Here is a 24,311-nt window from a genome sequence, read left to right on the forward strand (position 1 = left end):
CTCAGTCGCGCTGCGGACCCAAGCTGATACCGCGCGTGGCCAACCAGGGCAGCGGATCGACCTTGTCGACCCCGTTCAACCACACCTCGAAATGGCAGTGCGGGCCGGTGGAGAAACCGCGGTTGCCGATGGTGGCGATCTGATCACCGGCCAGCACGCGCTGACCCGCCGACACCGTCGCGGTGTCGATGTGGCCGTAGATGGTGACGGTTCCGTCGTCGTGCAGCAGTCGCACCCACATGCCGAAACCGGATGCCGGACCCGCTTCGATCACGGTGGCGTCGGCGACGGCGTAGATCGGAGTGCCGATCGGGCCCGCGATATCGACGCCGAGATGCTGTACGCCCCAGCGGGCACCGAACCCGGAGGTGAAATTGCCCGCGGCGAATTTGGTGAACAGTGGGCGGAGTTTCGAGGCCTCCTGCGCCGCCATATCGTCGGCGAACTTCTGCCCCTTTTGCAGCATGTCACCGAACTGACCGAGATTCGTCGGGGCCGAAACATTCAGCACCTGAGGCGAATCCGGCAAGGTATTCGGATCGGCCACACTGACCGACTGCGCCGCGATTTCGTGAATCTGTCCGGCGGCCTCGTAATCGACGGCCTGCGAAGGCTGTTCGGGCGCGGCGAAGGCGGCCTGTCCGGCGGCAACCACCGCACCAGCGGCAACGGCGACGACCGCGGCGCGGCCCTTGAGCGAGGCGGGGGGCGCGGGCATCCGATGCGCGCCACCATTACCGCGGTTCGCGCGGCGGCCCGGAATCACAGTGGGCCGTGCCGGCCCTTCCGGATCCTCGGGCTCCCAGGAAGCGTCGCTGCCATCCCACGATCCTTCGCCGTCCCAGGACTCCTCGGCGTCCCAGGACTCGTCTGCCTCCGGCGTCCATGACGCCTCGGAGTCGGCGTTCCAGGTCTCGTCGCTCTCGGGAGTCCAAGCATCGTCGGACGACCATGCACTGCCATCGGACCAGGAATTGCCTTGCGCCCAAGCCTGTGACTGTCCCCAGGAATCAACTTGCGGCGATGAATCGGCCTGCGGCTGTGCCCACGAAGCATCCCGCGACTGGCCCCAGGCCGAATCGGGCTGTGCCCAAGAATCGTTCGCACTCAACGAGCTGTCCTCATGTCCACCCGCAGCGTACCGATGCCCACCGGCACGCCGCGACGAAGTCCCGAAAGGATTTACCGCAGCACTGGAATGTTCACCGAACGACTCGTCCTCATCGGGCCGGTAAGGATGGCCGGAGCGAGCGCGATTTTCGGTTGCGAAGGTCGAGCGATGGTTCATCGGTGGTGCCACATCATCGAGCGAGAGATCACGGTGTCGAATTGCCTGATCAGAGGCGTTAAGGAACGGCTCTCCGTCTGCGGAGCGCTGTGCTGCGTCAAGCTTGCCGTCCTCCTAGTCGTGACCGTGTTGTGACATCGACCGCAATGACGGTAACGAAACGATTGCGAGGTCCGCAAGCGCTAGGTGCGATCAATCCAAACATGTGAGATTGATCACGGTAACGCACCGGAATAACTCACTGCGATCGGGGCACGCGGGTGAGACTGAGCGACGACGAACCGTAGTAGAAGGCCCTCGGTCAACCGGTTCGGCGGCTCTACCTGGCGCGCCGTCAGCAACCTACTGGCGAGTAGCCTTGGCCAGGCATTTTCCCGCCCTGGGCAACAGCCCGTGACCTGCGCCACTTAGGATGAATGTGGCCGTTTGGCCCTCCATGTGACTGGTTAAAGTCCGACCCGACCCGCTTCCGACGTCGGGCCGCCAACAAAGACGTTGTCATCACAACGCAGACGAGACGGTGAGTACATGGATCTCTTCGAATATCAGGCGAAGGAGCTCTTCGTTAAGCACGGAGTGCCTTCGTCCGAGGGCCGCGTCACGGACACGGCCGAGGACGCCCGCGCCATCGCGGCCGAAATCGGCAAGCCGGTGATGATCAAGGCCCAGGTGAAGGCCGGTGGCCGCGGCAAGGCGGGTGGAGTCAAGTTCGCCGCCACCGCGGACGACGCGTTCACGCACGCGCAGAACATCATCGGCCTGGATATCAAGGGCCACATCACCAAGAAGATCCTTGTCGCCGAAGCCAAGGACATCGCGGAGGAGTACTACATCTCCTTCCTGCTGGACCGCTCCAACCGCACCTACCTGGCCATGTGCTCGGTCGAAGGCGGCATGGAGATCGAAGAGGTCGCCGCGACCAAGCCCGAGCGCCTCGCCAAGGTGCCCGTCGACGCCGTCAAGGGTGTCGACCTCGCTTTCGCCCGCTCGATCGCCGAGCAGGGCCACCTGCCCGCCGACGTGCTCGACGCCGCGGCCGTGACCATCCAGAAGCTCTGGGAGGTGTTCATCGGCGAGGACGCCACCCTGGTGGAGGTCAACCCGCTGGTCCGCACCCCAGACAACGAGATCCTCGCGCTCGACGGCAAGGTGACCCTGGACGAGAACGCCGAATTCCGCCACGCGGACCACGAGGCCTTCGCGGACAAGGACGCGACCGATCCGCTGGAACTCAAGGCCAAGGAGAACGACCTCAACTACGTCAAGCTCGACGGCGAGGTCGGCATCATCGGCAACGGTGCGGGTCTGGTCATGTCCACCCTCGACGTGGTCGCCTACGCGGGTGAGAACCACGGCGGCGTCAAGCCCGCCAACTTCCTCGACATCGGTGGTGGCGCCTCGGCCGAGGTCATGGCCGCCGGCCTCGATGTCATCCTGGGTGACGCCCAGGTCAAGAGCGTGTTCGTCAATGTTTTCGGTGGAATCACCGCCTGTGACGCGGTCGCCAACGGCATCGTGAAGGCGCTGGAAATCCTTGGCGCCGAGGCGAACAAGCCGCTGGTCGTCCGTCTCGACGGCAACAAGGTGGACGAGGGTCGCAAGATTCTCGTCGATGCCGCGCATCCGCTGATCACACTTGCGCAGACAATGGACGAAGGCGCCGACAAGGCCGCCGAACTGGCAGCGGCCAAGTAAGGAAACCGGAAATGTCTATCTTCCTCAACAAGGATTCCAAGGTCATCGTCCAGGGCATCACCGGCGGTGAGGGCACCAAGCACACCGCGCTGATGCTCAAGGCCGGCACCCAGGTCGTGGGCGGCGTCAACGCGCGCAAGGCGGGCACCACCGTCGCGCACACCGACAAGGACGGCAACGCGGTCGAGCTGCCGGTGTTCGGCAGCGTCGCCGAGGCCATCAAGGAGACCGGCGCCGATGTCTCCATCGCCTTCGTGCCGCCGAAGTTCGCCAAGGACGCCATCATCGAGGCCATCGACGCGGAGATCCCGCTGCTCGTGGTCATCACCGAGGGCATTCCGGTGCAGGACACCGCCTACGCGTGGGCCTACAACGTGGAGAAGGGCAACAAGACCCGGATCATCGGCCCGAACTGCCCCGGCATCATCACCCCCGGCGAATCGCTGGTCGGCATCACCCCGGCCAACATCACCGGCAAGGGCCCGGTCGGCCTGGTTTCGAAGTCCGGCACCCTGACCTACCAGATGATGTACGAGCTGCGTGATTTCGGCTTCTCCACCGCCATCGGCATCGGCGGCGACCCGGTCATCGGCACCACCCACATCGACGCCATCGAGGCGTTCGAGAAGGACCCGGAGACCAAGCTGATCGTGATGATCGGTGAGATCGGCGGCGACGCCGAGGAGCGGGCCGCGGCCTACATCAAGGCCAATGTCACCAAGCCGGTCGTCGGCTACGTCGCGGGCTTCACCGCGCCCGAGGGTAAGACCATGGGCCACGCGGGCGCCATCGTGTCCGGTTCGGCCGGTACCGCCCAGGCGAAGAAGGATGCGCTCGAGGCCGCCGGTGTGAAGGTCGGCAAGACGCCGTCCGAGACCGCCGCGCTGGCGCGCGAGATTCTGGAGAAGGCAAGCGTCACCGCCTGATTCGCTGACTCACACGAAGGCCGCCATCCCAATTGGATGGCGGCCTTCGTCGTATTCAGTAGAAGTGGACTACCGAAGCGATCCCGAAAACGAGGCTGTATATCGCGAACGGCAACAGCGAATTCGATTTGAAGTACCGCTCCAGGAAGCGGACCGCTAGATACGCCGCGCCGCCCGCGACGATCGATCCGACCAGCACCTGACCGAGGATGCCCTCGCCTTGCGGCCCGGCCAGCGTTGGCAGCTTTAGCACGCCCGCGGCCAGAATGATCGGAGTGGCAAGTAGGAAGGCGAATTTCGCCGCGTCCTCATGATCCAAACCGCGCAGCAGGCCGCCGACCATCGTCATGCCGGAGCGGCTGATGCCCGCGAACAGTGCGCCTGCCTGCGAGACACCGATGATCAACGCGTCTTTGACCGATAGGTCGCCGAGGCCGGTCGGCTCCTCCACCGTCGCGACGAAATATCCCTCTTCGATGGCCTTGGCCCGCGCCTCGGCCTCGGCGAAGCGCCGGCCGTAGTCGGACAGCGTCGGCTGGCTGCGGCGACGCATCACCTCACCGGTGGCGAGCACGATTCCGTTCAATGTCAGAAATAGGCCTGCTGCAAGGGGTTTCGCGAACAAGGTGCGCAGCGGATGTTCCAGCAGCAAACCGAGAACACCGACCGGCACGGTCGCCAGGACCACCAGCCAAGCCAGGCGCTGTGTCGAAGTTTCGATCCGGCGAGTACGCAATGTGGTGAGGAAGCCGACCACGAGCTCGACCCAGTCGCGCCAGTAGAACACCAGCAGCGCGATCGCCGTCGCCACATGCAACCCGACCACGAACGCGAGATACGGTGTGCCGGAATCGGAATCGCCCTGGGTGACCAGATCGCTCCAGGACCCACCCAGCCATGCGGGCACCAAAACAGAATGACCTAGGCTGGAAATCGGGAACAGTTCGGTTATGCCTTGCAGTGCGCCGATCACAACGGCTTGCGGGTACGTGAGCATCGCCTGACAGCTTGGCACGCCCGCCCTGCCACGACACCGCACTGAAACAGACCTGTGTCCGTTTTGGAATGCTGGGGCGCACGGAGGGAAGTGCGTTCCCATCGGAGGTGGTAGCGCAGAATTGTTATCGGTCGGCGCCGATCCACACAGGACCAGCGTAGACGCCGTTTTTCGGTCGCCCGGCCAGTTGGTCACGGGTGACCTGGGCCAGCGAGTGCAGTAGCGTCAGGAGGAGATCCAGCCGTTCAGACTACGTACGACTCGACCTAGGAGACGACGACCATGTCATACCCGACCGGGGGCTCCGGGTACAACGCACCCGCGACGCCGCCCGCATCTTCCAGCTCCGGCCAGTCGGCTGGTATCGGCGCCGAGTCCACCGCAAAGGGCCTGCCGTTCTTCCTGGTGGTCGGCGTCGCCGTGCTCGGTGTGATCAACTTCCTGCTCGGTTTCCTCCCGTTCTTCGGTGAAAAGCCGCAGCGGGGCGTGGATGGTGACACGTTCAGCCTCTTCCAGTACTTCGGCGCGGCGGGACTGCTGGCGATCCTGCTACTCGGCGGACTGCTCGCCGGACTTTCGTTGCTGCCCAAGCAGAATTGGACCGGCGCCGCGGCCGCGGCATCGGCCGCCGGTTTCTTCGGCACGCTGTTCCTGTCCTTCGCCACGCCCGACACTTTGAAGCTCGAGCTGAAGTGGGGCGCGTACGTGCTGCTATTCCTGGCGCTCGTGCAGACGGCGGTCGCGGTCGTCGCGGTGCTGTTCGAAGCCGGCATCCTGACCCCGCCCGCGCCGAAGCCCGCCACCCCGCAGGCCCCGCCGAGCGGTTTCGGCTCCGGTGGTTACGGCCAGCAGGGTGCGTTCGGCCAGGGCCAGCCCTCGGCCTTCGGTCAGCCGGGGCAGTACGGTCAGGGCCAGCCGGGCCAGTTCGGCCAGAGCCAGCCGGGGCAATTCGGCCAGGGTGGTCAGTACCAGCCGCAGCAGCCCTACGGTCAGAGCCAGCCGAGCCAGCCGACCTACGGTCAGGGGCAGCAGCCGTCCTATGGACAGCAGCCGCCCTCCTATGGGCAGCAGCCCGGATACGGTGCGGCACAACAGGGTTCGCCCTACGGTTCCTCGCCTGCCGCGCAGCCGCGCCCGGATGAGAGTGCCACCCAGCACTTCGGGACCCCGCAGTCCGGACAGCAGTACGGCACACCGGGTTTCGGTCAGGGCCAGCAGGGTCAACAAGGCCAGCAGGGTCAACAGGGCCAACAGGGCCAACAGGGCCAGAACCAGCCGTTCGGCGGTGAAACCGGTTCGGACCCGTCCTCGGACGCCACTCACGCATTCCGTCCGGACGAGAACAAGTAATTCGTCGGCTCTCCCGGCGCATCCCAGACCGGGTCGGCGCGCCTGACCCGCTCGCGCCGGGGGAGCTGCCACGCTGAATTTCCATGAGCTCCTCGAGATCCTCTCTTGTTCGCCGGACCGCCGAGTCCCGCGGCGCGCCGGAACGTTCGGCGCGGAGCGACCGATCGACGCCGCGCACAGCCGCGGACGTTTTCGACGAGGCCGGATTTCTATCGCTGACCCCTGAGCGCGCCCGCGTGCTGCTCCTGGTTGCCGCCCGGCCGACGACCTACGCGCTCGTCGCCGTCGTCGTTCTCATGCTCGCCGCCCTGCTGTCCTCGGGCAGCAACCTGGCCGGTACTTCGGGCGCGATCGCCGCGGGTTGGCTTGCGGCACACCAGGTTCCGATGGTGATCGGCAAAACTTCACTCGAACTCCTACCGCTGCTGCCCACCGGCCTGCTGGTCTGGCTGACGGCCCGGGATTGTGCTCGCGCGGTCGAACCGGACAGTTCGCGCGCGGATCTCGGTTGGCTCGTCGGTGCGGCGCTGGCCGGACCGCTGCTGGTCACGGCCGTCTGTCTGGCGGTCGCTGAGGACGCCTCCGGTGTGGTCGCGTTGCAGCCGCCGAATACGCTCGCCGCCTTCGGCTGGGTCGGCGCCGTACACCTGGTCGGTGCGGCCGGTGGCATCGCCAGCCGGAACCGGCGTCGGCTGTTCACCGCGGCGCGGCTGCCGGACTGGGCGGTCGCGGGCATCTTCGGTGCCGGCCGGACGGTGGTGCGCCTGCTGGCCTGCGCCGCCGCGGTCGTCATCGTGTCCTTCTTCGCGCACTGGTCGCGCATCGGTGACACCTTTCACAGCGCAGGCAATGCGGCCGGGGTGCTCGGGCTGATCCTGCTCTCTCTGGCGTATCTGCCGAATGTGGTGGTCGCGACGGTCGGTGTGCTCCTCGGCTCCGGCGCACACTTCGGGGATGCGTCGATCAGCGTGTTTTCCGTTGTCGGCGGCCCGATTCCGGGCGTTCCGCTCATGGCGGTGGTGCCGACCGGCCCGGCCGAAGGCTGGTGGCCGCTGCTGCTGTTGATTCCGGCCACGGTGGGTGTGCTCGGCGGGCTCGATATCGGACGGACCTCGCACGATCGTGCCGCCGCACCGTGGGCGACTTTGAGCTCGGCTGCGCTCGCCACCGTGGGTTTGGTGCTACTCGGCGTGGTCGCGGGCGGTGACCTCGGGACCTTCGGCTACCTGGGGCTCAACCCGATCTTCGCGGCGGTGACCTTCGGGTGGTTGGCCGTAGCCGGATACGTGGGTCTGATGTTCGCGCGCTGGTTCGTCGTTCCCATCGGCGCACCCGTGCCCGCGTACAACGACGATTACGACGAGTTCTACGACGACAGTGACCACTACGACGATCATTACGAGGACGATCACTACGTCGATTACGACGACTACGACGATGAATACGAGGACGACGAATACGAGGACTACGTCGATCCCGACTTCGAGGTGGAACTCGAGGGCGAACTGGTCGAGGAGCACATCGCCCTCGCCACCTCGGGCGCCGCGGGCAGCAATACCGTGCCCGACATCGTCGATGCCGAAGTGGTCGAGGCGGACCTGCCGGAAAGTGACCGGGTGGACGGTCGTTAGGCTCTACCCGGCGGTGTAATACCGCCTCCGCCATTCGACCGAACCGCAGGAGTGGACCGCTGAGCTCACCCACCCCGCCGACTGCCGCCCCCCAGCCGTCTTCGAATGCCCCGTGGGTGCCGAGCGCGACCCCGGCAACCGTCGTCGTGCTGGCCTCCGGCACCGGTTCTCTGCTGCGCGCCCTCATCGAGGCCGCCGCCGCTCCGGAGTATCCGGCGACCGTCGTCGCCGTCGGGGTCGATCGCGTCTGCCAGGCCACCGAACACGCGGCCGTCGCGGGGATTCCGGCCTTCCGGATGGCAGTGCGGGACTTCCCCGATCGCGCCGCCTGGGATGTCGCGCTGACCGATGCGGTCGCCGCCTACGAACCCGACCTGGTGGTCTCGGCCGGATTCATGAAGATCCTCGGCCCGGTCTTCCTGGCCCGCTATGGCGGCCGGATCATCAATACCCACCCTGCGCTGCTGCCCGCATTCCCGGGCGCGCACGGGGTTCGCGACGCACTCGCCTATGGGGTGAAGGTCACCGGTTCGACCGTGCACCTGGTCGATTCCGGCATCGATACCGGGCCGATCCTGGCTCAGGAGGCGGTACCGGTGCTCGATGATGACGATGAGGCCACGCTGCACGAGCGCATCAAGGTTGTCGAGCGACGGTTGCTGGCGGAGGTTGTCGCCGCCGTCGCAACCAGAGGCATTGTCTCCGACGGACGAAAGGCAGTAATTCCAGATGAGCGGGTACTTCGGTGAGTGAGCGGAGCGAACGGCAAATCGACCCAGCTGAGCGCAAGGGGATTCACAGGGCGCTGATCAGCGTCTACGACAAGACCGGGCTCATCGAGCTCGCGACTGGGCTGAACGCCGCTGGCGTCGAATTGGTCTCCACCGGATCGACCGCGGGCAAGATCGCCGATGCGGGCATTCCGGTGACCAAGGTCGAGGATCTGACCGGATTCCCGGAGACCCTGGACGGCCGGGTCAAGACTCTGCACCCGCGGGTGCACGCGGGCATCCTCGCCGATACCCGCAAGGCAGAACATGTCGATCAGCTGGTCGAACTCGGTGTCGAGGCATTCCAGCTCGTGGTAGTGAATCTGTACCCGTTCACCCAGACCGTGGCCAGCGGCGCGAGCAATGACGAATGCGTCGAGCAGATCGATATCGGCGGTCCGTCCATGGTGCGTGCGGCCGCCAAGAACCATCCGTCGGTCGCGGTGGTCGTCGACAGCGGCGACTACGATGACGTACTCGCCGCGGTGCAGGCGGGCGGCTTCACCCTGTCGGAGCGGACCGCGTTGGCGGCCAAGGCTTTTCAGCACACCGCAAGCTATGACGTCGCGGTCGCGAGTTGGATGACGAGCGTGCTCGCCCCCGCCACCGAGCCGAATGAGACTGCGGCACAGCAGTTCCCGAGCTGGATCGGTGGCTCCTGGGAGCGCACCTCGGTGCTGCGCTACGGCGAGAACCCGCATCAGGCCGCCGCGCTGTACACCCAGAACGACGGCAGCCGGGGCCTGGCGCAGGCAAAGCAGTTGCACGGCAAGGAAATGTCGTACAACAACTACACCGATGCCGATGCCGCCTGGCGCGCCGCCTACGACCATGCCGCGCCCGCGGTCGCGATCATCAAGCACGCCAACCCCTGCGGCATCGCGATCGGCTCGGATCTCGCCGAGGCCCACCGCAAGGCACACGCATGCGATCCGGTGAGCGCCTACGGCGGTGTGATCGCGGCCAACGGTGAGATCACCGTGGAGATGGCCGAACAGGTCGCCGAGATCTTCACCGAGGTGATCGTCGCACCGTCCTATGCCGACGGCGCCGTCGAGGTTTTGCAGCGCAAGAAGAATGTGCGCATCCTGGTCGCCGAGCCGCCGCGGCGCGCCGGTGCTGAGCTGCGCCCCATCAGCGGCGGCGCACTGCTGCAGAGCCGCGATATCCTCGACGCCCCCGGCGACAACCCGGAGAACTGGACCCTGGTGGCGGGCGAGGCAGCCGATGCCGAAACCCTCGCCGATCTCGAATTCGCTTGGCGGGCCTGCCGTGCCGTGAAGTCCAATGCGATCCTGCTGGCCCACGACGGAGCCTCGGTCGGTGTCGGCATGGGCCAGGTCAACCGGGTCGATGCGGTCGGTCTCGCGGTGCAGCGCGCCGGTGACCGGGCCAAGGGGTCGGTCGCCGCATCGGATGCGTTCTTCCCGTTCTCCGACGGTCCGCAGCAGCTCATCCAGGCCGGTATCCGGGCTATCGTGCAGCCCGGCGGTTCGGTCCGCGACCAGGACACTATCGACCTCGCCCGCGAAGCTGGCGTCACCCTCTACCTGACGGGCTCTCGCCACTTCGCCCACTGAGTTACCCCTGAAGCGGGCGGAGACTACCGGCTCCCGCCCGCTCCGGTCTAGACCGCGCTGAGCACCTGTCGAGTTCCGACGGGTGCCTTCAGCGGCACTTCGAGGGTGCCGAAAACCGCTATCATAGTGCACATTCGGCCGACGGCATCGGCCCTTGTACCGGAGCGCAGTTCCACGGTGACCGTTGAATCGGTCTCGGTCACGCCGGCATCAACGCCGTAGCACTCCGGGGATCCGATCTCGAAGTTGACGGCGATCCGATCATCGGCCACCCGTGACCAGGACGTGAACGGAATCGGATGTGCGCCAACGATCGTCGGATCGGCGACGAACATCCGGCCCGCGTCGGCGGGTGTACCCTCGGTCGGCGTACTCTTCGCCGCACTGGTGGTCGTCTTCTGTTGTGTCCCACCGTTATCGGAGCCACCGCATGCGGTGACGGCGAGGCCGACGAACAATGCGACGGCGACTGCGGCGGGCCGAACTCGCGACATCCGATACATACCGACCACCCTAAACGACGCGCCGACGCCTCGAGTCGAGCCGTACCAGCAAATCAAGAAAATTGTCGGTTGGATTGTGCGACAAGATGATAGAGCGATGAAGCCCACACAGTGAACATTCTGCTAAGCCTGCGCGTAATACCTCCGCACCGCCCGCTCGCCCAGTAGATTCGGGGGCCGATGCGCGCCGAGCGGCACGCATCGAGTCGAAATGCTTGGCACAGTAAACCTTCGAAAGGAAGAACGTGGGCGACACGCTGCGCGTTGGTGAAGAACTCGGGCTCGGCCAGACTCTGGTCGGCGGTGCGTACACCCTTACCCTGCAGCCCGACGGCAATCTGGTGTTGTCGGAACCGGATGGAAATGTCGTGTGGTCCACCCTGACTCACGATCAAGGTGTCGAGCGGGCCGTGCTGCAGGAGGACGGCAACTTCGTGCTCTACAAGGGCGAGGGTGCCGCCTGGGCCACCGAAACCAATGGCCGGGAAGCGGACCGGCTGACCGTACAGGCCGACCGCAATGTGGTGCTGTACGGCAAGGACGGCAGCGCGCTGTGGGCCTCGGACACCCAGACCGACAACCCGCTGCCCGCCCCGGAGCCGGAGCCCCAGCCGGTTGCCGAGCCGGTCGCCGAGCCCGTCGCCGAAGAGGTTCCGCCCCCGCCGCCGGCCGTACAGACCTACACGGTCGAGCCGGGCGACACCCTGTGGGCGATCGCCGAGCGCTTCTATGGCGACGGCAACCGCTATCAGGAGATTGCCGACGCCAGCGGTATCGGCAACCCGGATGCCATCAACCCCGGCCAGGTGCTGACCATCCCGTAACACCCACCGTGACGAGTTGACGACGAAGGGCCCCGAGGCTGCGTCAGCTTCGGGGCCCTTCCGCGTCGGTGTCTATCGGCTTGTGAACGGCAAAAGTGCCATCTCGCGGGCATTCTTCACCGCGACGGCGACCTGGCGCTGCTGCTGCGGGGTGAGTCCGGTGACCCGGCGGCTGCGGATCTTGCCGCGGTCGGAGATGAAGGTGCGCAGCAGGTTGACGTCCTTGTAATCGACCGTCTCGACGCCCGCCGCGATCAGCGGGTTCTTCTTCGGGCGACGGGCCTGCTCGGCGCGAACCTTCTTAGAGGGTGCTCGCTTGACTGCCATGTGACGGGTTTCCTTCTCGAGATCAGTGGTGGTCTACCAGCTCGATTTATGCACACCGGGGAGTTCACCCCGATGGGCCATCTCGCGCACACGTACCCGGGAAAGTCCGAACTTCCGGAGATGACCGCGCGGTCGTCCGTCCGCGACGTCCCGATTGCGCAATCGTACCGGACTGGCATCGCGGGGCAGGCGCTGTAGCGCGGACTGTGCCGCGGCGCGGTCTTCCTCGAGGTGCTCGGCTTGCGGATCAACTCCGCGAGCTCCGCGCGCCGCGCCGCATGGCGGGCGACGATCTGTTTGCGCTGCTCATTGCGGGCGATCTTCGACTTCTTGGCCATCAGCGCTCCTCGCGGAACTCGACGTGCTTGCGCACTACCGGATCGTATTTGCGCAACACCATCCGGTCCGGATCGTTGCGCCGGTTCTTCCGTGTGACGTACGTATATCCGGTTCCCGCAGTGGATTTCAGCTTGATGATCGGCCGGATCTCGGTCGATTTCGAGGCCATGGTGCTCCCGTCAGATCTTGTCGCCGCGGGCTCGGATGCGAGCCACCACGGCCTCGATCCCATCCCGGTCGATGGTCTTGATGCCCTTGGCGGAGACGTTCAGCGTGATGCGCCGGTCCTCGCTGGGCAGGTAGTAGGTCTTGCGCTGGATATTGGGATTCCAGCGCCGGCTCGTCCGCTTGTGCGAGTGCGATACGGACTTGCCGAATCCCGGTTTGCGCCCGGTGACGTGGCAGTGGGCCGGCATGCGGACTCCTTCCAGTATTTGACAATCATTTTCGACAACAGCCGATCGACAATGTACCGTTGCTTGACAGCAAATGAAAATCATTTCCGATATGGCGGATCGGCACGTGTACTCACCGAGGCCACCGCACATGCCGAATTGGATACCGAAAGGGGTGCCGCGTGGAACCCGACCTACTCCCACCCGGGAGGCAGTCCGACCGGAGAACGCCCGTCGTGGTGCTCGCCGGATGCTCCGGAGCCGCCGCCGCGGGTGTGGCACGGTTGGCCGCCGCACTGTGCGAGACACCGGGCACCGTCACCATCCGCCACGACCTCAGTGAACTCGGTGAAGGCATCGTGCATCGCACGGTGCGCATCGGCGAGCAGGAGACCGCGACCGTGCTCGAATTGGCGCACGGCTGCGTCTCATGCACCCTGCGCATCGATCTGCTGCCGCTGCTGTGCGTGCTCGCTGCCCGTCAATCGGTGGATCGCATTGTGCTGGAACTGGATTCGGCCTTCGAGGCGGAAGCGGTATGCCAGGCGATCGAGAATATCGACGTCACCGGTGTGGTCGGTCGCGTCAACGGCCCCGCCGGTCGAGATGTGCGGGTCGAGGCCGTCCTCACCTGTGTGGACGCGCGAATCTGGTTGGCCGATGCCACCAGCGAGGACACCCTTGCCGAGCGCGGACTCGCGACCGCCGAGGACGACCGGACCGTGGCCCAGGTTGCGGTCGGTCAGGTCGAATTCGCGGATGCCGTTGTGGCACACGGCGATACCGGCGACCCGATCGATCGGGCTCGCCTCGCCGCGGTGCTTTCCCGGCTCGTGCCCGAAGCGCCGGTGGCCTGGATCGACGATATCGATCTGCTCGACTCAGCCGATATCGAGGCATTGCTCGCGCGCATCCCGGCCCAGTCGCGGCGCGGCCGCGTCTTCGATGCCCACGCGCCGCTGCTGCGCGGCCAGCCGCCGCTCGGCGCCGAATGCGGTGTCGTCCTTGTCGAATTCGCCGCGAGCCGCCCATTCCATCCGGCCCGCCTGCACGAGGCCCTCGACGTGCTCTTCGACGGAGTCGTGACCGCGCGTGGCCGGATATGGCTGGCCACCCAGCCGAACGAGGTGGTGTGGCTGGAATCGGCGGGCGGTGGATTGCGCGTAGGAGGCGCCGGATCGTGGCTGGCCGCCATGAGTCCGAGCGAGTTGGAACAGGCCGACCCTACGCGCCGGGCCATGGCCGCACTGCGCTGGGACGAGCAGTTCGGCGACCGCGACATTTCCCTGGTCATCCTGGCCCACGACGCGGACCCGGCCGAGATTCGGCGGGCCCTGCACTGGGCGCTGGTCGAGGACGACGAACTGCGCCTGGTGGAACGCGCACCCGAGCGGGTCGCGCAATGGGAGGACCCCTTCGGCGAATGGCATGCCGACCCCTGCGAACCTACCGGCCTGCCGATAGACGGCCAGGCGAAAAGCCCGAGAGGAGAAGCGAAATGATGACTGGCCGAAAAAGCGTCACAAGCCATCCGGACTACCACCCGGTGGTGTTCGAGGATTCGAGCACCGGAAAGCGGTTCCTGACCCGATCCACCGCCAGCAGCGCCCGCACCGTCGAGTGGGAGGACGGCAATACCTACCCGCTGCTGGTCGTGGACGTCACCTCCGATTCGCACCCGTTCTGGACCGGCGCGCACCGCGTGCTGGATACCCAGGGCCGGGTGGAGAAGTTCGAGCGCAAATACGGCAAGCGGGCCTCGTCCCGGCCCGTACGAGGGGAGGGCTGACATGGCGGTGCCCAAGCGCAGGATGTCGCGGTCGAATACCCGCAGCCGCCGCTCGCAGTGGAAGGCGACCCCACCGGCCCTGGTGCCGGTCAGTGTCGGTGGGGTCGTACACAAAGTGCCGCGCCGGCTGGTGCAGGCGGTGAAACGCGGACTCGTTGATCTAGAGCGACTTTGATGCCTGCGTAAGCACTACGAAGCTCGTCTCACGAGCGGCCCGTCTTGCGTTCGAGCCTTGTCGAGCACCACGTTTACGGTCATGCGAACTCCTTCGTACGAACCGGTATGTGCAAGCTGACGGTAACTCGCGCGCTGCTGGGTGGGACTGAACGCGCAGGGTCGATGGTCGATCGACCAGAACGGCTCGATGCCGGTCTCGGATCGGAACCGCTCGACAGCATGGCAATCGGAGAGCTATCCATGTGATGCATGTCACGTGGCGATTTTCTATTTCTGTGATTGCGATGCGGTAGCTCATTGATCAATTACGTACTGTGAGTTGGTTTTTCGTGTCCGTAAAAGTCCTGGCGCAGTGATGATTTCGTGCTCTCGCGCCGGTACCCTCATCCAGGAGGGCGGGTTCTCGGAACCCCGGTTCACCGAATCTCCGAGAACCCGCTCATCGCCAAACTTCCGGCAGCTAAGCCGATTTCCCCACTTCCCGGTTACCGGGCAAACCTGGCAAGTCCGACAATAGGGACTCCAGCCGGGCCAGTTGCTCACCCACGAAATCGGCCGGCCCCTCGATCAGTGAGAGCGGCCACGGCCAATGCGGCCCTGCCAACCGCTTGACCTCCTCGACCAGATCCGCGGTGGTCGCTTCGAGTTCGCTGATCTCCGTGCGCAATTCGCCGACTTGCGTACGCAAATCGGCCGATTCGTCCTCCAGCTCCTTGATCCGCTGCAGCGCCGCCGCCACACCATCGACCAGGGTGCGATGGCGGCCCTGGGTATCGGTGCCGAGCTGCGGCCAACCGGACAACTCCGGACCGCGCAGCTGGATCTGGATATCGCGCAGCACTGCCTCTTGTTCCGGCGTCACATCCGGTTCCTCCTGTACGAAGTCCCACTGGCCGAAATCTATTGTCTCGGACTCATTTACATCGCAGAGCACGCCGCCGACAACCACCTGCCGCAATGTTTGATGGATATTGCGCCTGGTCTCCACATTGGTGCCCGACCAGGCGTCGGTCTGCCACGACCAGGCCGCGACGCCCGCGTCCAGTGCCCGGCTGATCGACCAGAAACCGCCGTAGATACCCACATTCGCGGCGCCGAGCACGGTGGCCGCGCCTTCGAGATAGCCATTGATCGCCATCTGGTCCTGCGGCGCCGAATCGAAATCCGCGGAGAAGTAAATCGGCCGGTCCGAGCGCCCGCCACAGCGCAGCACCTGCGCCAAACCCGCACGGGCATCGATGATTCCGGCGCCGTAGCCGTCCAGCATCCTGGCCGCGGTCGTCTCCCAGTTCGACACGATGGAGATGCCGTTGGCCCGCAGGTCATCGGCCTCGGCGGGGGTCAATTGCTTGCCGGGTAGGGTCGGACCGCCCTCGGAGAGGTAGCGCACGACGAAATCGAAACCGGCCGCTCGGACGGCCGCGCCGCCGGGACGGCCCGCTGCGTAGTCCAGCCCCAAACGCATATCAGTAACTGTAGGGGGTGTCGGCGGCCGAAATCGGCGGCATCGCCGAACCCGCCAAAACCGTCGGTGCCCGGTGGTCGACTGGGGCCGTGGAGGTGCCTATTCGTCCGGCCAAGAAGTTCTACAGCGACGTATTCGGCTTCAGCTACACCGAATTCGACTTCGGCGACGCCGGGTACGTGGTGTTCACACCGCCGACCAGAACCGAGGGCGTCGGTGGCATCGCCGACGAGTCCGGTAAGCACGCCGACGGTATGCCCTCGTACTGGCTGGTGTGGTTCCAGCACGACGACGTGGACGCGGGGGTGGCGAAGACCACGGAATTGGGTGGCCGGGTGCTACAGGCGATAGCGGATTCACCCGCCGGACGCTCGGCCGTAATCGCCGGTCCGCAGGGCGAGGCGATCGGCATCATCGATCCGAGTAAGGCCGTCGGAGAGATGCCCGCACCCAAGGCCTGACCAGCGAGCTCCAGCCGGTTCAGCGCACCGACTGGAGCTCGGACCGATCCGAACGCAGCTCGGCCCGGCGCTTGGCCTCGAGCGCCGCCGCCGTCTCGCGCCGGTCCGGTGCGATCAGCACCGCACTGATCGGAACCGTCAGCGCGAGCGATCCGATAACGAACATGGGAAAGACGAACTCGAACAGGGTGAGTCCGTCCGGTGCCTTCGCGGTGGTATCGATGTTCGGATCGAGGGCCGCGACCCCGGCGTAGTACATGCCCGCCACACCGGCGGCGAACAGCAGTACCGTGGCCGCTCGCGCGAGCAGGCCATGCAGCGCCTGGAATGACCACAACGTGCCCACACCGGTGATCAGCGCGATCACCAGCGCGACCGCCGCGAGCCACGGGGAGATATCGACCGAACCCTGGATGCGGATGGACCCGAGTCCCAGATACAGGGTGAGGCCGATGCCGAACCCCATGACCAGGCCGCCCGGAATAAGCCGGGCCAGTTGCAGCCGACGGCCGATGACGATCAGCGCGACGAATACCGCCACGAACGACGTCACCATGGCCGCGATCATCTTGCCGCCATCGAAGCGCGCAGCGGTACCCGAAATATCGAGGCCGAGCAGCGCGACCGAGGTCGACAGCCAGGCCCCGACCCCGCCGAGCGCCACCGCGGCCGAGGTCACCCACACCAACCGGAACCGGGACGAACGCGCCGCGTGCAGTATGCATGCCAGGCCGACCACGGCGCCGAGCACCGAAACACCGAAGGAAAGTGCGGCGACCCAGTACCCCATCGAGAACTGGTCCACCGCAGCGCCGTTGTCCGCCGCAGCGAACAACCGGACGTCATGCATGTCGGGCGGTTCCTTCCAATTCGAGCGCCTTCAGTTGGGCGATCGCGTATTCGGTGACGGCCGCCAGCGCTTGGCGGACCTCCATGGCATTGCGCGCGTCGATATCCACGATGGGCACCCCCTCGCGCACCGAAAGCGCCTCGCGCAGTTCGGCGATCGGGAAGCGCGGCGCATCCGGGAACCGGTTGACCGCGATCAGGAACGGCAGGTTGCGCGCCTCGAAGAAGTCGACCGCGGCGAAGCTATCTTCCAGTCGCCGGGTGTCGATGAGCACCACCGCGCCGATGGCGCCGCGGATCAGGTCGTCCCACATGAACCAGAAGCGGCGCTGGCCGGGCGTACCGAACAGGTACAGCACCAGGTTGCCCGGCAGGATGATGCGGCCGAAATCCATGGCGACCGTGGTGGTTTCCTTATCCGGGGTATCGGCGAGATCGTCGATACCGTCGGAGAAGCGGGTCACCATGGCCTCGGTGCGTAGTGGGACGATCTCCGATACCGCGCCGACGAAAGTCGTCTTACCCGCGCCGAAGCCGCCCGCGACCACGATCTTGGTCGAGGCGACGCGAGTATCGGCATCGGCGGGTCCGGCGGTGCCGGATCCGGAGTTGCCGGGCTGCCCGTAATTTCCGCCTTGCCTATAGGGCACGGAGTCCACGCAAAGTCCTCTCCATAAGGGAACGGCGCTCGTCGAAGCTCGCCTCGTCGGTCAGGGTCGAATGCACGCGCAGCGCGCCGTCGACGACGAGGTCACCGACCATGACCCGGACCATGCCGAGTGGTCGATCCAGGTGGGCGGCGATCTCGGCGACCGACAGCCGGTGCGTGCCGAGCCGCAGGATCTCGGTGCGCAGATCGCCCGCCGGCCAGTCGAGATGCGCAGTGTACGACAGGGTTTCGATAACCGCTTCGAGCGGTAGGTCGACCGCGGGTTCGGTACGCCCGGAGGTCAGGGCGTACGGTCTGACGCGGGTGGTCGGCCGGTTCGGTCCGTGGCCGAATGGACTCGACATCGTTGGATCAGACGGCTGTCCGGGCGGTGGCCGTGACCACCGTGCCCACACGGTCGACGAGCAGTGCCATTTCGTAGCCGATCCGGCCGATATCGTGCGACTTGTTGGCGAGCACGGCCAGGTGCGACCCGTTGCCGACGCTCATCACCAACAGGTAGCCGCGCTGCATCTCCACGATCGACTGCATCACCTTCCCGCCGTCGAACAGCGATGCCGCTCCGGTGGACAGGCTGGCCAGACCCGCGGTCACCGCGGAAAGCTGTTCGGCGCGGTCCGCGGGTAGATTCGGACTGGTCGCCTGCAGCAGACCGTCCGCGGTCACCAGCACCGCATGCGACACCCCGGGCACATCCTTGGTGAAGCGGGCAACCAGCCAGTTGAGGTTCTCGTCCGTGGTGCTGTTCGGGTTGGTCATACAAGCCCTCCGTCGTTGTACTGCGCTTCGGCCCGCCCGCTGCGGACCCCACTGAGATGCCTGGTCAGGTTGTTCCGGATCTCCTCCGGATCGCGTATGCCGGGTTCCTCGACCGGCGCGAGGCCGCCGGGCACCAATTGCGCTCCGGGCCTGCGGATCGGCAGTCCGCCGACGGTACGGGCCTCGGCGGTCGGATGACTGGCCTGTTCGGCGGCCGTCCAGCCCGCATCGGCGGGGGAGGACCATGCCGACGGCGCGGTTTGCGACGTCGCGGGTTCGACCAACCACTCCGAGACCATCCGCTGATAGATCGGCGTGGGCGATTCGCCCTGCACGGGCTGTAGTCGGGTCGAGGTATTGGTCGCGGTTTCGGCCGAGACCGGCTGTAGTCGAGTCGAGGTCTGCTCGGGTTCGGTTGCGGCGGCCGGTCTTCTGGTCGGCAGCGACGGCCGTAGGGTCGGCTGTTGGCCGGTCGGGTACGGCTCGGCCGGCTCGTGGGAGACGATCGGGTTCGATCCGGTGTTCATCGGTTCGTCGGGTTGTTCGGCCCACAGATCGGTGACCGCGCCGAGGGGCACCTGCGGTTCCACATCGACGACCGAATTCGGTCCGGTGGCAGGCTCATCCGTCGGAGTCGGCGGCCCGAACGGTGCGCTGCGGGACCGGTCGTGCTCGCCGCGACGGCCGCTCGGATTCTCCGCGAATACGTCGACCGAGGTTTCGGTATGATCGTCGCCGGGTATTGGTACCTCAGGCGCGTCGGCAACGCGCATGGTCGGACGACGTTGTGGCAGACCGGAACTGGTGACCCCGAACCGGGATGGCTCACGCTGCGGTAGGCTCGGCACCGGCACCAGCGTGCGCGGCGGCTGCTGTTGCGAGGGGGCGGGCAGTGCGGCCATGGTCTGCGACTCGATGGCCCGCTGGTTCGGATCGGTCGCATCCAGGGGCGGCGCGACAAGTGCGCCGGGCAGGTGCACGCTTGCGGTGATGCCGGGCTGCTGTGCCATGGTCGAGGTGCGACGCAGGTTCACCGTGATGGTATGTCGCTTGGCGAGTCGGCCGACGACGAAAAGGCCCATGCGGCGGGCGGTTTCGACGGTGACCTCACCACCGGAGGCGAGCCGGTCATTGGTGAGCTGCAGATCCTCCAGCGACATGCCGAGGCCGCGGTCGGTGATCTCGATCAGGTAGCCGCCGTCGACCGCGCGCGCCACCATCACCGCGACCGGGGTGGTCGGCGGGGAGTAGCGCAGCGCGTTATCGATCAGTTCGGCCAGCAGATGTTCGATATCGACCGCGGGCTCACCGGCGACGATGCCGTCGGGCACCGCGCCGATTTCGACCCGCTGGTAGTCCTCCACCTGGGAGACCGCACTCCAGAGCATGTCCGATAGCGGCACCGGATGTAGTTGTCCGCGGCGCAGTGCGGTACCGGCGAGCACCAGCAGGTTGTCGCCGTTGCGGCGCATGCGGGTGGCGAGGTGGTCGAGGCGGAACAGGCTTTGTAGTCGTTCGGCATTGTCCTCGTCGTGTTCCAGATCCTCGATCAGCGACAGCTGCTGTTCGACCAGGGATTGACTACGGCGGGAAAGGGTTTCGAACATATTCCCGATCTGCAATCGCAGTCGGGCCTGATCGGCGGCGAGATTCAGCGCCTGCTCGTGGATTTCGTCGACGGCGCGGGCCAGCTGGCCGACCTCGTCGGTGGTGTGCACGCCGACCGGGGTGATCTCTGGGGTGGCGCCACCGCTGCGCACGACTGCGAGCTCGTCTGGCAGTTTGACATGCGCGACCTCGAGCGCGTCGCGACGCAGCCTGCGCACCGGGACGACCAGGGTGCGCGCGACGGCCAGCGCCAGCGCCAGACCGGCCAGCAGCATGCCGATGACGATCGTGGTCTCGCGCAGCGCACCGGTCTGCGCCTCGGTGGTCCGATGCGCCAGTGCTCTATCGATGGTGCCGGCCAGGGAATTGGTGGTCTTCTCGTAGGTGTCCGAGCTGATCTGTAGTGAATCCAGTACGGCCGGATTCGATGTCGGATCCCCGCCGTTCTGACTGAATGCGCCGAGGCGGATGCCGACCGCGTCCAGCAGTGGCCGCATATTCGGCGCATTGTCCGGCAGGATGATGCCGTAGGTATTGATCATGGTCATCTCGGCGCCGGCGGAGGTGAGTACCTTCGCGCGCACGCTCGGATTGTGGGCGGCATCGGGGGAGCCGACCATCATGCGCTGCTGGGTGAGCACGCGGCGAGCGTTCTGGATCGCGCCGATCTGCAGGAAGTAGCGCTGGATGACGAGGTCCTCGACCGAGGGCGAGAGGGCGTAGGCGTTGCCGATGCGAACCGCGATCTCATCGGCCTGCTCACCGACCATCATCGGCGATCCGTTGCGCAGGCTATTACGCATGGTGGTGCCGGTGGCGACAGCCGAGGCCAATTCGGAGGTGACCCGGGTGCTCACCTTGGTCGTGCGCATTCCGGCCTCGAGATCGGCGAGTGCCTGATCGAATTTCGTCAATGCCGCGTCGGTCGCCGGATCCGCGGTGTTACCCCAGGAGGCGGTCGCCGCGACCGCGAGTTGTTCGGTGGCCGTTCCGAACTTGACGATCGGGCGAATGATGATGACCTGTTCGGTCGCCGCATCCAACTGGGACATGGTGCGCAGTTCGTTGTTGATACGGAGCACGGCGAAGACGGTGGCCAGCAGCACGGGCAGGACCAGCACGATGCCAACCTTGCGAGTGACCGACCAGTTGGACAGACTGAATTGCCAGGACCGCGGTGCAGCTTCCATCCGCTTCCGTTGCCTCCGCTTCACGAGCTTGCACGTGTGCCCCCGGATGGCGCGTGGCTGTTCGGTTTTGATTCAACCCGCTGAGAACCAACTAGAGGTCTTCTTTTTACCGCAGGGAACATACCGCGCAGAGTGACTAACGGCAATCTGGGGCAGTCGCTCTGTAATTCACTCGAATATGGCTACTCAGAACGGGTTTCGGTGCCCAAAACGGTTGCCGGTTTCCGTCGAGATCTGTACGTGATCACAAACGTGCTGGTCGCTCGTCCAGCCCCTAGTGGGCCGCATCGATGCTGGGCACGGCGTGTCGAGCAGCGCGCTCTCAGTGGACTCTCAGTCGATGCGGTCAAACTGGGGGCATGCGCATTCTGGTAGTCGACGACGATCGTGCCGTCCGGGAATCGCTGCGCCGGTCACTGACCTTCAACGGCTACTCCGTAGAGCTCGCGGTCGACGGTGTGGACGCGCTGGAGAAAGCAACCACGCAGCGACCGGATGCCCTCGTACTCGACGTGATGATGCCCCGGATGGATGGGCTCGAAGTTTGCCGACGCTTGCGCAGCACCGGAGACGATCTGCCGATTCTGGTTTTGACGGCGCGGGATTCGGTTTCCGAACGGGTAGCCGGACTCGATGCCGGTGCCGATGACTATTTGCCGAAACCATTCGCGCTCGAGGAATTGCTGGCCCGATTGCGCGCGTTGTTGCGCCGCCGGGCCGCCGATCCCGGCGAGGTTTCCGAGACCATGACGTTCGCCGATCTGTCGCTGGATCCGGTGACCCGCGAGGTGACCCGTGGCGACCGGTCGATCAGCCTCACCCGCACCGAGTTCTCACTGCTGGAAATGCTGATGGCGAATCCGCGCCGAGTGCTGACCCGCAGCCGCATCCTCGAAGAGGTCTGGGGTTACGACTTCCCGACGTCCGGCAATGCGCTCGAGGTCTATATCGGCTACCTGCGCCGCAAGACCGAGGCCGAGGGCGAGGCCCGGCTCATCCACACCGTGCGCGGTGTCGGCTACGTGCTGCGCGAAACACCCCCGTAGGCGAGTCGACATCCCATGGCCAGAACCAATCCCAAGCGACAAGTTGTCGCGGCGCTCGGCGCATATCCCCCGGAACCGCCGGATATGCGCCCGCCCATGCCACTGACCAGATCGGTCTCCCTGCGCTGGCGGGTCACCCTGCTCGCGGCCTCGGTGGTCGCCATCGCGGTGGCCGTCACCTCGATCGCCGCCTATGCCATGGTGGCGCGCGCCCTGAATGCCGATGTGGATGCTCAGCTGAAGGCGCGCGCGAACACCATGATCAACAATAATTTCGACAGTTTGGGTTTTCAGTCGATCGTGCTGGCCGGCCTGTACTCCAATGATGTCGGAGTTGCGCTGATATACGCGAAAGACAAGGCGTATATGCCACCGCAGCAAACGATTCCACCGGTCGGCACCCAGGAACTCGCGGTCGCGAACGGTGAGTTGCCGTCGTCACTACGTACGGTGAGTAATCAGCGGGTACTTGCGGTGCCGACGCATTCCGGTGCGACGTTGGTCATCTCGCAGCGGCTGCAACCGACCCGCGAGGTATTGGACCGGTTGGCCTGGTTGTTGTTCGTCGTCGGCGGTTGTGGCGTTGTGCTGGCGGCGGCGGCGGGTACCGCGGTCGGCCGCACCGGGCTGCGCCCGATCGGACGGCTCACCGCGGCGACCGAACGGGTCGCCCGCACCGACGATCTGACACCTATTCCGGTGACGGGTGACGATGAACTCGCGAGGCTCACAGAGAGCTTCAACACAATGTTGCGCGCACTCGCCGAATCGCGCGGTCGGCAACGTCGATTGGTCGCCGACGCCGGACATGAATTGCGCACGCCGCTGACATCGTTGCGCACCAATATGGAATTGCTTATCGCCTCCAGTCGCCCTGGTGCGCCGCAGATTCCGGAGCAGGATATGGCCGAGCTGCGTGCCGATGTGATGGCTCAGATCGAGGAACTGTCGACCCTGGTCGGCGATCTGGTCGATTTGGCTCGCGAGGACGCACCCGAAACCGTTTATGAACGAGTGGATCTCGGCGAGGTGGCCGAGCGTGCGCTGGAGCGGGCCCGGCGTCGCCGCGGTTCCATCGAGTTCGCCGCGCAGTTGCAGCCCTGGTTCGTATACGGCCATGAGGCCGGCCTGGAGCGAGCGATTCTGAATGTGCTCGACAATGCCGCCAAGTGGAGTCCGGCGGGCGCGCAGGTGAAGGTCACCATGCGGGAAACCGGTCGGGGATTGCTCGAGCTCGATGTCGACGACGCCGGACCCGGCATTCCGAGCGCCGAGCGCGAGCTGGTGTTCGACCGTTTCTATCGGACCACGGCATCGCGTTCCATGCCTGGTTCGGGGCTCGGCCTGGCGATCGTCAAACAGGTGGTGACCAAGCACGGCGGCACGATCACCATCGAGACCTCCGAGCGCGGCGGCGCCTTGGTCCGGATCGTGTTGCCAGGTGCGGCGACCATGCTCGACGGGGCCGTCGATTCCGTAACCGATTGACGCCCTTCGAGACCCGGCCGTGATACCGCAGCGCGATGCGTGTTGGCGCCTCGGTCCGTATGGTATTGCCGAGTGAAGGCGGGAAGGCCGGTTCCGGTCCGTTCGCCGATATCTCGGAAAACTGAAAGCGGGGTCTCAGTTCGCTCTCAGTCGTCGTCGCCAAGCTGGTCGGAGACGTAAGGAG

The 24,311-nt window shown here is 65.7% G+C and carries 25 protein-coding genes and 1 pseudogene; 13 read left to right on the forward strand and 13 right to left on the reverse strand.

The features are described 5' to 3' along the window. Position 1: 1 nt before the first annotated feature. Positions 2 to 1,111 (reverse strand): M23 family metallopeptidase, encoded by a 1,110-nt coding sequence (locus ACIBJI_RS02295; protein WP_396957315.1) that lies wholly within the window; start codon positions 1,109 to 1,111, stop codon positions 2 to 4. Between the two features lie 705 nt (positions 1,112 to 1,816). On the opposite strand from ACIBJI_RS02295, the gene sucC reads away from it, so the two are divergent. Both sucC and sucD read left to right on the forward strand, forming a co-directional pair. Then, positions 1,817 to 2,983, forward strand: coding sequence for an ADP-forming succinate--CoA ligase subunit beta (gene sucC / locus ACIBJI_RS02300; RefSeq protein WP_364340943.1), 1,167 nt, complete (start codon positions 1,817 to 1,819; stop codon positions 2,981 to 2,983). A gap of 11 nt (positions 2,984 to 2,994) precedes the next feature. Continuing rightward, complete coding sequence (gene sucD, locus ACIBJI_RS02305; RefSeq protein ID WP_364340945.1) at positions 2,995 to 3,909, forward strand: succinate--CoA ligase subunit alpha; 915 nt, start codon at positions 2,995 to 2,997, stop codon at positions 3,907 to 3,909. A 55-nt stretch (positions 3,910 to 3,964) separates the two neighbouring features. On the opposite strand, the gene ACIBJI_RS02310 is transcribed toward sucD, so the two are convergent. Beyond that, the gene (locus ACIBJI_RS02310) at positions 3,965 to 4,906 is read right to left on the reverse strand and encodes an undecaprenyl-diphosphate phosphatase (RefSeq protein WP_364340947.1); all 942 of its coding nucleotides are present in this window, start codon (positions 4,904 to 4,906) and stop codon (positions 3,965 to 3,967) included. A gap of 282 nt (positions 4,907 to 5,188) precedes the next feature. Here ACIBJI_RS02310 and ACIBJI_RS02315 point away from each other — a divergent pair, with 282 nt between their 5' ends. From ACIBJI_RS02315 to purH, 4 genes are all read left to right on the forward strand, one after another. Beyond that, positions 5,189 to 6,256, forward strand: a complete 1,068-nt coding sequence (locus ACIBJI_RS02315) for a DUF5336 domain-containing protein (RefSeq protein WP_397082756.1) — start codon at positions 5,189 to 5,191, stop codon at positions 6,254 to 6,256. An 83-nt stretch (positions 6,257 to 6,339) separates the two neighbouring features. Next, a complete protein-coding gene (locus ACIBJI_RS02320; RefSeq protein ID WP_364340951.1) occupies positions 6,340 to 7,887 on the forward strand; it encodes a DUF6350 family protein in 1,548 nt (515 codons plus the stop codon). Between the two features lie 59 nt (positions 7,888 to 7,946). Continuing rightward, on the forward strand, positions 7,947 to 8,636 hold the full coding sequence (purN, locus tag ACIBJI_RS02325; RefSeq protein ID WP_397083040.1) for a phosphoribosylglycinamide formyltransferase: 690 nt from the start codon (positions 7,947 to 7,949) through the stop codon (positions 8,634 to 8,636). After that, a complete protein-coding gene (purH, locus tag ACIBJI_RS02330; RefSeq protein ID WP_364340955.1) occupies positions 8,633 to 10,237 on the forward strand; it encodes a bifunctional phosphoribosylaminoimidazolecarboxamide formyltransferase/IMP cyclohydrolase in 1,605 nt (534 codons plus the stop codon). The genes purN and purH overlap by 4 nt, the downstream gene beginning before the upstream one ends. Before the next feature lie 47 nt (positions 10,238 to 10,284). Here purH and ACIBJI_RS02335 read toward each other — a convergent pair whose 3' ends face one another. Beyond that, a complete protein-coding gene (locus ACIBJI_RS02335; protein WP_364340957.1) occupies positions 10,285 to 10,740 on the reverse strand; it encodes a hypothetical protein in 456 nt (151 codons plus the stop codon). Positions 10,741 to 10,985: 245 nt separating this feature from the next. On the opposite strand from ACIBJI_RS02335, the gene ACIBJI_RS02340 reads away from it, so the two are divergent. Then, a complete protein-coding gene (locus tag ACIBJI_RS02340; RefSeq protein WP_364340959.1) occupies positions 10,986 to 11,564 on the forward strand; it encodes a LysM peptidoglycan-binding domain-containing protein in 579 nt (192 codons plus the stop codon). A 72-nt stretch (positions 11,565 to 11,636) separates the two neighbouring features. Here the strand turns inward: ACIBJI_RS02340 and rpsR are convergent, their stop codons facing one another. From rpsR to rpmB, 4 genes and pseudogenes are all read right to left on the reverse strand, one after another. Next, complete coding sequence (gene rpsR, locus ACIBJI_RS02345) at positions 11,637 to 11,891, reverse strand: 30S ribosomal protein S18 (RefSeq protein WP_040695439.1); 255 nt, start codon at positions 11,889 to 11,891, stop codon at positions 11,637 to 11,639. A 33-nt stretch (positions 11,892 to 11,924) separates the two neighbouring features. Beyond that, a pseudogene (gene rpsN / locus ACIBJI_RS02350) lies at positions 11,925 to 12,229 on the reverse strand (30S ribosomal protein S14). Continuing rightward, positions 12,229 to 12,399 carry a 50S ribosomal protein L33 gene (gene rpmG / locus ACIBJI_RS02355; protein ID WP_364340964.1) on the reverse strand — a complete coding sequence of 57 codons (171 nt, stop codon included), beginning with the start codon at positions 12,397 to 12,399 and terminating at the stop codon, positions 12,229 to 12,231. Before rpmG ends, rpsN begins: the two are co-directional and overlap by 1 nt. A gap of 10 nt (positions 12,400 to 12,409) precedes the next feature. Further along, complete coding sequence (gene rpmB / locus ACIBJI_RS02360; protein WP_364340966.1) at positions 12,410 to 12,646, reverse strand: 50S ribosomal protein L28; 237 nt, start codon at positions 12,644 to 12,646, stop codon at positions 12,410 to 12,412. Between the two features lie 161 nt (positions 12,647 to 12,807). On the opposite strand from rpmB, the gene mrf reads away from it, so the two are divergent. From mrf to rpmF, 3 genes are read left to right on the forward strand one after another with little or no spacing between them, the layout of a single operon-like run. After that, positions 12,808 to 14,127, forward strand: coding sequence for a ribosome hibernation factor-recruiting GTPase MRF (gene mrf / locus ACIBJI_RS02365; RefSeq protein WP_364340968.1), 1,320 nt, complete (start codon positions 12,808 to 12,810; stop codon positions 14,125 to 14,127). Then, entirely contained in the window at positions 14,127 to 14,414 is a 288-nt protein-coding gene (locus tag ACIBJI_RS02370) for a type B 50S ribosomal protein L31 (protein ID WP_397083042.1), read from the forward strand. Before mrf ends, ACIBJI_RS02370 begins: the two co-directional genes overlap by 1 nt. A 1-nt stretch (position 14,415) precedes the next feature. Then, on the forward strand, positions 14,416 to 14,589 hold the full coding sequence (gene rpmF, locus ACIBJI_RS02375) for a 50S ribosomal protein L32 (protein ID WP_364340972.1): 174 nt from the start codon (positions 14,416 to 14,418) through the stop codon (positions 14,587 to 14,589). Between the two features lie 462 nt (positions 14,590 to 15,051). Here rpmF and ACIBJI_RS02380 read toward each other — a convergent pair whose 3' ends face one another. Continuing rightward, positions 15,052 to 16,056 carry a glycoside hydrolase domain-containing protein gene (locus ACIBJI_RS02380; protein ID WP_364340974.1) on the reverse strand — a complete coding sequence of 335 codons (1,005 nt, stop codon included), beginning with the start codon at positions 16,054 to 16,056 and terminating at the stop codon, positions 15,052 to 15,054. A gap of 17 nt (positions 16,057 to 16,073) precedes the next feature. On the opposite strand from ACIBJI_RS02380, the gene ACIBJI_RS02385 reads away from it, so the two are divergent. After that, positions 16,074 to 16,517: a VOC family protein gene (locus ACIBJI_RS02385; RefSeq protein WP_397082760.1), complete on the forward strand. Its 444-nt coding sequence runs from the start codon at positions 16,074 to 16,076 to the stop codon at positions 16,515 to 16,517. Positions 16,518 to 16,536: 19 nt separating this feature from the next. Here the strand turns inward: ACIBJI_RS02385 and ACIBJI_RS02390 are convergent, their stop codons facing one another. From ACIBJI_RS02390 to ACIBJI_RS02410, 5 genes are all read right to left on the reverse strand, one after another. Then, positions 16,537 to 17,367 (reverse strand): hypothetical protein, encoded by an 831-nt coding sequence (locus ACIBJI_RS02390; RefSeq protein WP_364340978.1) that lies wholly within the window; start codon positions 17,365 to 17,367, stop codon positions 16,537 to 16,539. Then, positions 17,360 to 17,917: an ATP/GTP-binding protein gene (locus ACIBJI_RS02395; protein WP_364341355.1), complete on the reverse strand. Its 558-nt coding sequence runs from the start codon at positions 17,915 to 17,917 to the stop codon at positions 17,360 to 17,362. The genes ACIBJI_RS02390 and ACIBJI_RS02395 overlap by 8 nt, the downstream gene beginning before the upstream one ends. 88 nt (positions 17,918 to 18,005) lie before the next feature. Next, entirely contained in the window at positions 18,006 to 18,380 is a 375-nt protein-coding gene (locus tag ACIBJI_RS02400; protein WP_040695427.1) for a DUF742 domain-containing protein, read from the reverse strand. Between the two features lie 7 nt (positions 18,381 to 18,387). After that, positions 18,388 to 18,795 carry a roadblock/LC7 domain-containing protein gene (locus ACIBJI_RS02405; RefSeq protein WP_364340981.1) on the reverse strand — a complete coding sequence of 136 codons (408 nt, stop codon included), beginning with the start codon at positions 18,793 to 18,795 and terminating at the stop codon, positions 18,388 to 18,390. Then, the gene (locus tag ACIBJI_RS02410; protein ID WP_364340983.1) at positions 18,792 to 21,593 is read right to left on the reverse strand and encodes an ATP-binding protein; all 2,802 of its coding nucleotides are present in this window, start codon (positions 21,591 to 21,593) and stop codon (positions 18,792 to 18,794) included. Before ACIBJI_RS02410 ends, ACIBJI_RS02405 begins: the two co-directional genes overlap by 4 nt. Before the next feature lie 359 nt (positions 21,594 to 21,952). On the opposite strand from ACIBJI_RS02410, the gene ACIBJI_RS02415 reads away from it, so the two are divergent. Next, positions 21,953 to 22,639 carry a response regulator transcription factor gene (locus ACIBJI_RS02415; RefSeq protein ID WP_364340985.1) on the forward strand — a complete coding sequence of 229 codons (687 nt, stop codon included), beginning with the start codon at positions 21,953 to 21,955 and terminating at the stop codon, positions 22,637 to 22,639. A 15-nt stretch (positions 22,640 to 22,654) separates the two neighbouring features. After that, a complete protein-coding gene (locus tag ACIBJI_RS02420) occupies positions 22,655 to 24,127 on the forward strand; it encodes an ATP-binding protein (protein ID WP_396957304.1) in 1,473 nt (490 codons plus the stop codon). The last annotated feature ends 184 nt before the right edge of the window (positions 24,128 to 24,311 follow it).

The organism is Nocardia sp. NPDC050408 (genome assembly GCF_044458905.1).
Lineage (GTDB): Bacteria > Actinomycetota > Actinomycetes > Mycobacteriales > Mycobacteriaceae > Nocardia.

Excerpts from the sequence above, each read along its gene's own strand:
- sucC (WP_364340943.1), top strand. The coding sequence starts at position 1,817 with ATGGATCTCTTCGAATATCAGGCGAAGGAGCTCTTCGTTAAGCACGGA.
- sucD (WP_364340945.1), top strand. The coding sequence starts at position 2,995 with ATGTCTATCTTCCTCAACAAGGATTCCAAGGTCATCGTCCAGGGCATC.
- ACIBJI_RS02310 (WP_364340947.1), bottom strand. The coding sequence starts at position 4,906 with ATGCTCACGTACCCGCAAGCCGTTGTGATCGGCGCACTGCAAGGCATA.
- ACIBJI_RS02315 (WP_397082756.1), top strand. The coding sequence starts at position 5,189 with ATGTCATACCCGACCGGGGGCTCCGGGTACAACGCACCCGCGACGCCG.
- ACIBJI_RS02320 (WP_364340951.1), top strand. The coding sequence starts at position 6,340 with ATGAGCTCCTCGAGATCCTCTCTTGTTCGCCGGACCGCCGAGTCCCGC.
- ACIBJI_RS02335 (WP_364340957.1), bottom strand. The coding sequence starts at position 10,740 with ATGTATCGGATGTCGCGAGTTCGGCCCGCCGCAGTCGCCGTCGCATTG.
- rpsR (WP_040695439.1), bottom strand. The coding sequence starts at position 11,891 with ATGGCAGTCAAGCGAGCACCCTCTAAGAAGGTTCGCGCCGAGCAGGCC.
- rpmG (WP_364340964.1), bottom strand. The coding sequence starts at position 12,399 with ATGGCCTCGAAATCGACCGAGATCCGGCCGATCATCAAGCTGAAATCC.
- rpmB (WP_364340966.1), bottom strand. The coding sequence starts at position 12,646 with ATGCCGGCCCACTGCCACGTCACCGGGCGCAAACCGGGATTCGGCAAG.
- ACIBJI_RS02370 (WP_397083042.1), top strand. The coding sequence starts at position 14,127 with ATGACTGGCCGAAAAAGCGTCACAAGCCATCCGGACTACCACCCGGTG.
- rpmF (WP_364340972.1), top strand. The coding sequence starts at position 14,416 with ATGGCGGTGCCCAAGCGCAGGATGTCGCGGTCGAATACCCGCAGCCGC.
- ACIBJI_RS02380 (WP_364340974.1), bottom strand. The coding sequence starts at position 16,056 with ATGCGTTTGGGGCTGGACTACGCAGCGGGCCGTCCCGGCGGCGCGGCC.
- ACIBJI_RS02390 (WP_364340978.1), bottom strand. The coding sequence starts at position 17,367 with ATGCATGACGTCCGGTTGTTCGCTGCGGCGGACAACGGCGCTGCGGTG.
- ACIBJI_RS02400 (WP_040695427.1), bottom strand. The coding sequence starts at position 18,380 with ATGTCGAGTCCATTCGGCCACGGACCGAACCGGCCGACCACCCGCGTC.
- ACIBJI_RS02405 (WP_364340981.1), bottom strand. The coding sequence starts at position 18,795 with ATGACCAACCCGAACAGCACCACGGACGAGAACCTCAACTGGCTGGTT.
- ACIBJI_RS02410 (WP_364340983.1), bottom strand. The coding sequence starts at position 21,593 with ATGGAAGCTGCACCGCGGTCCTGGCAATTCAGTCTGTCCAACTGGTCG.
- ACIBJI_RS02415 (WP_364340985.1), top strand. The coding sequence starts at position 21,953 with ATGCGCATTCTGGTAGTCGACGACGATCGTGCCGTCCGGGAATCGCTG.
- ACIBJI_RS02420 (WP_396957304.1), top strand. The coding sequence starts at position 22,655 with ATGGCCAGAACCAATCCCAAGCGACAAGTTGTCGCGGCGCTCGGCGCA.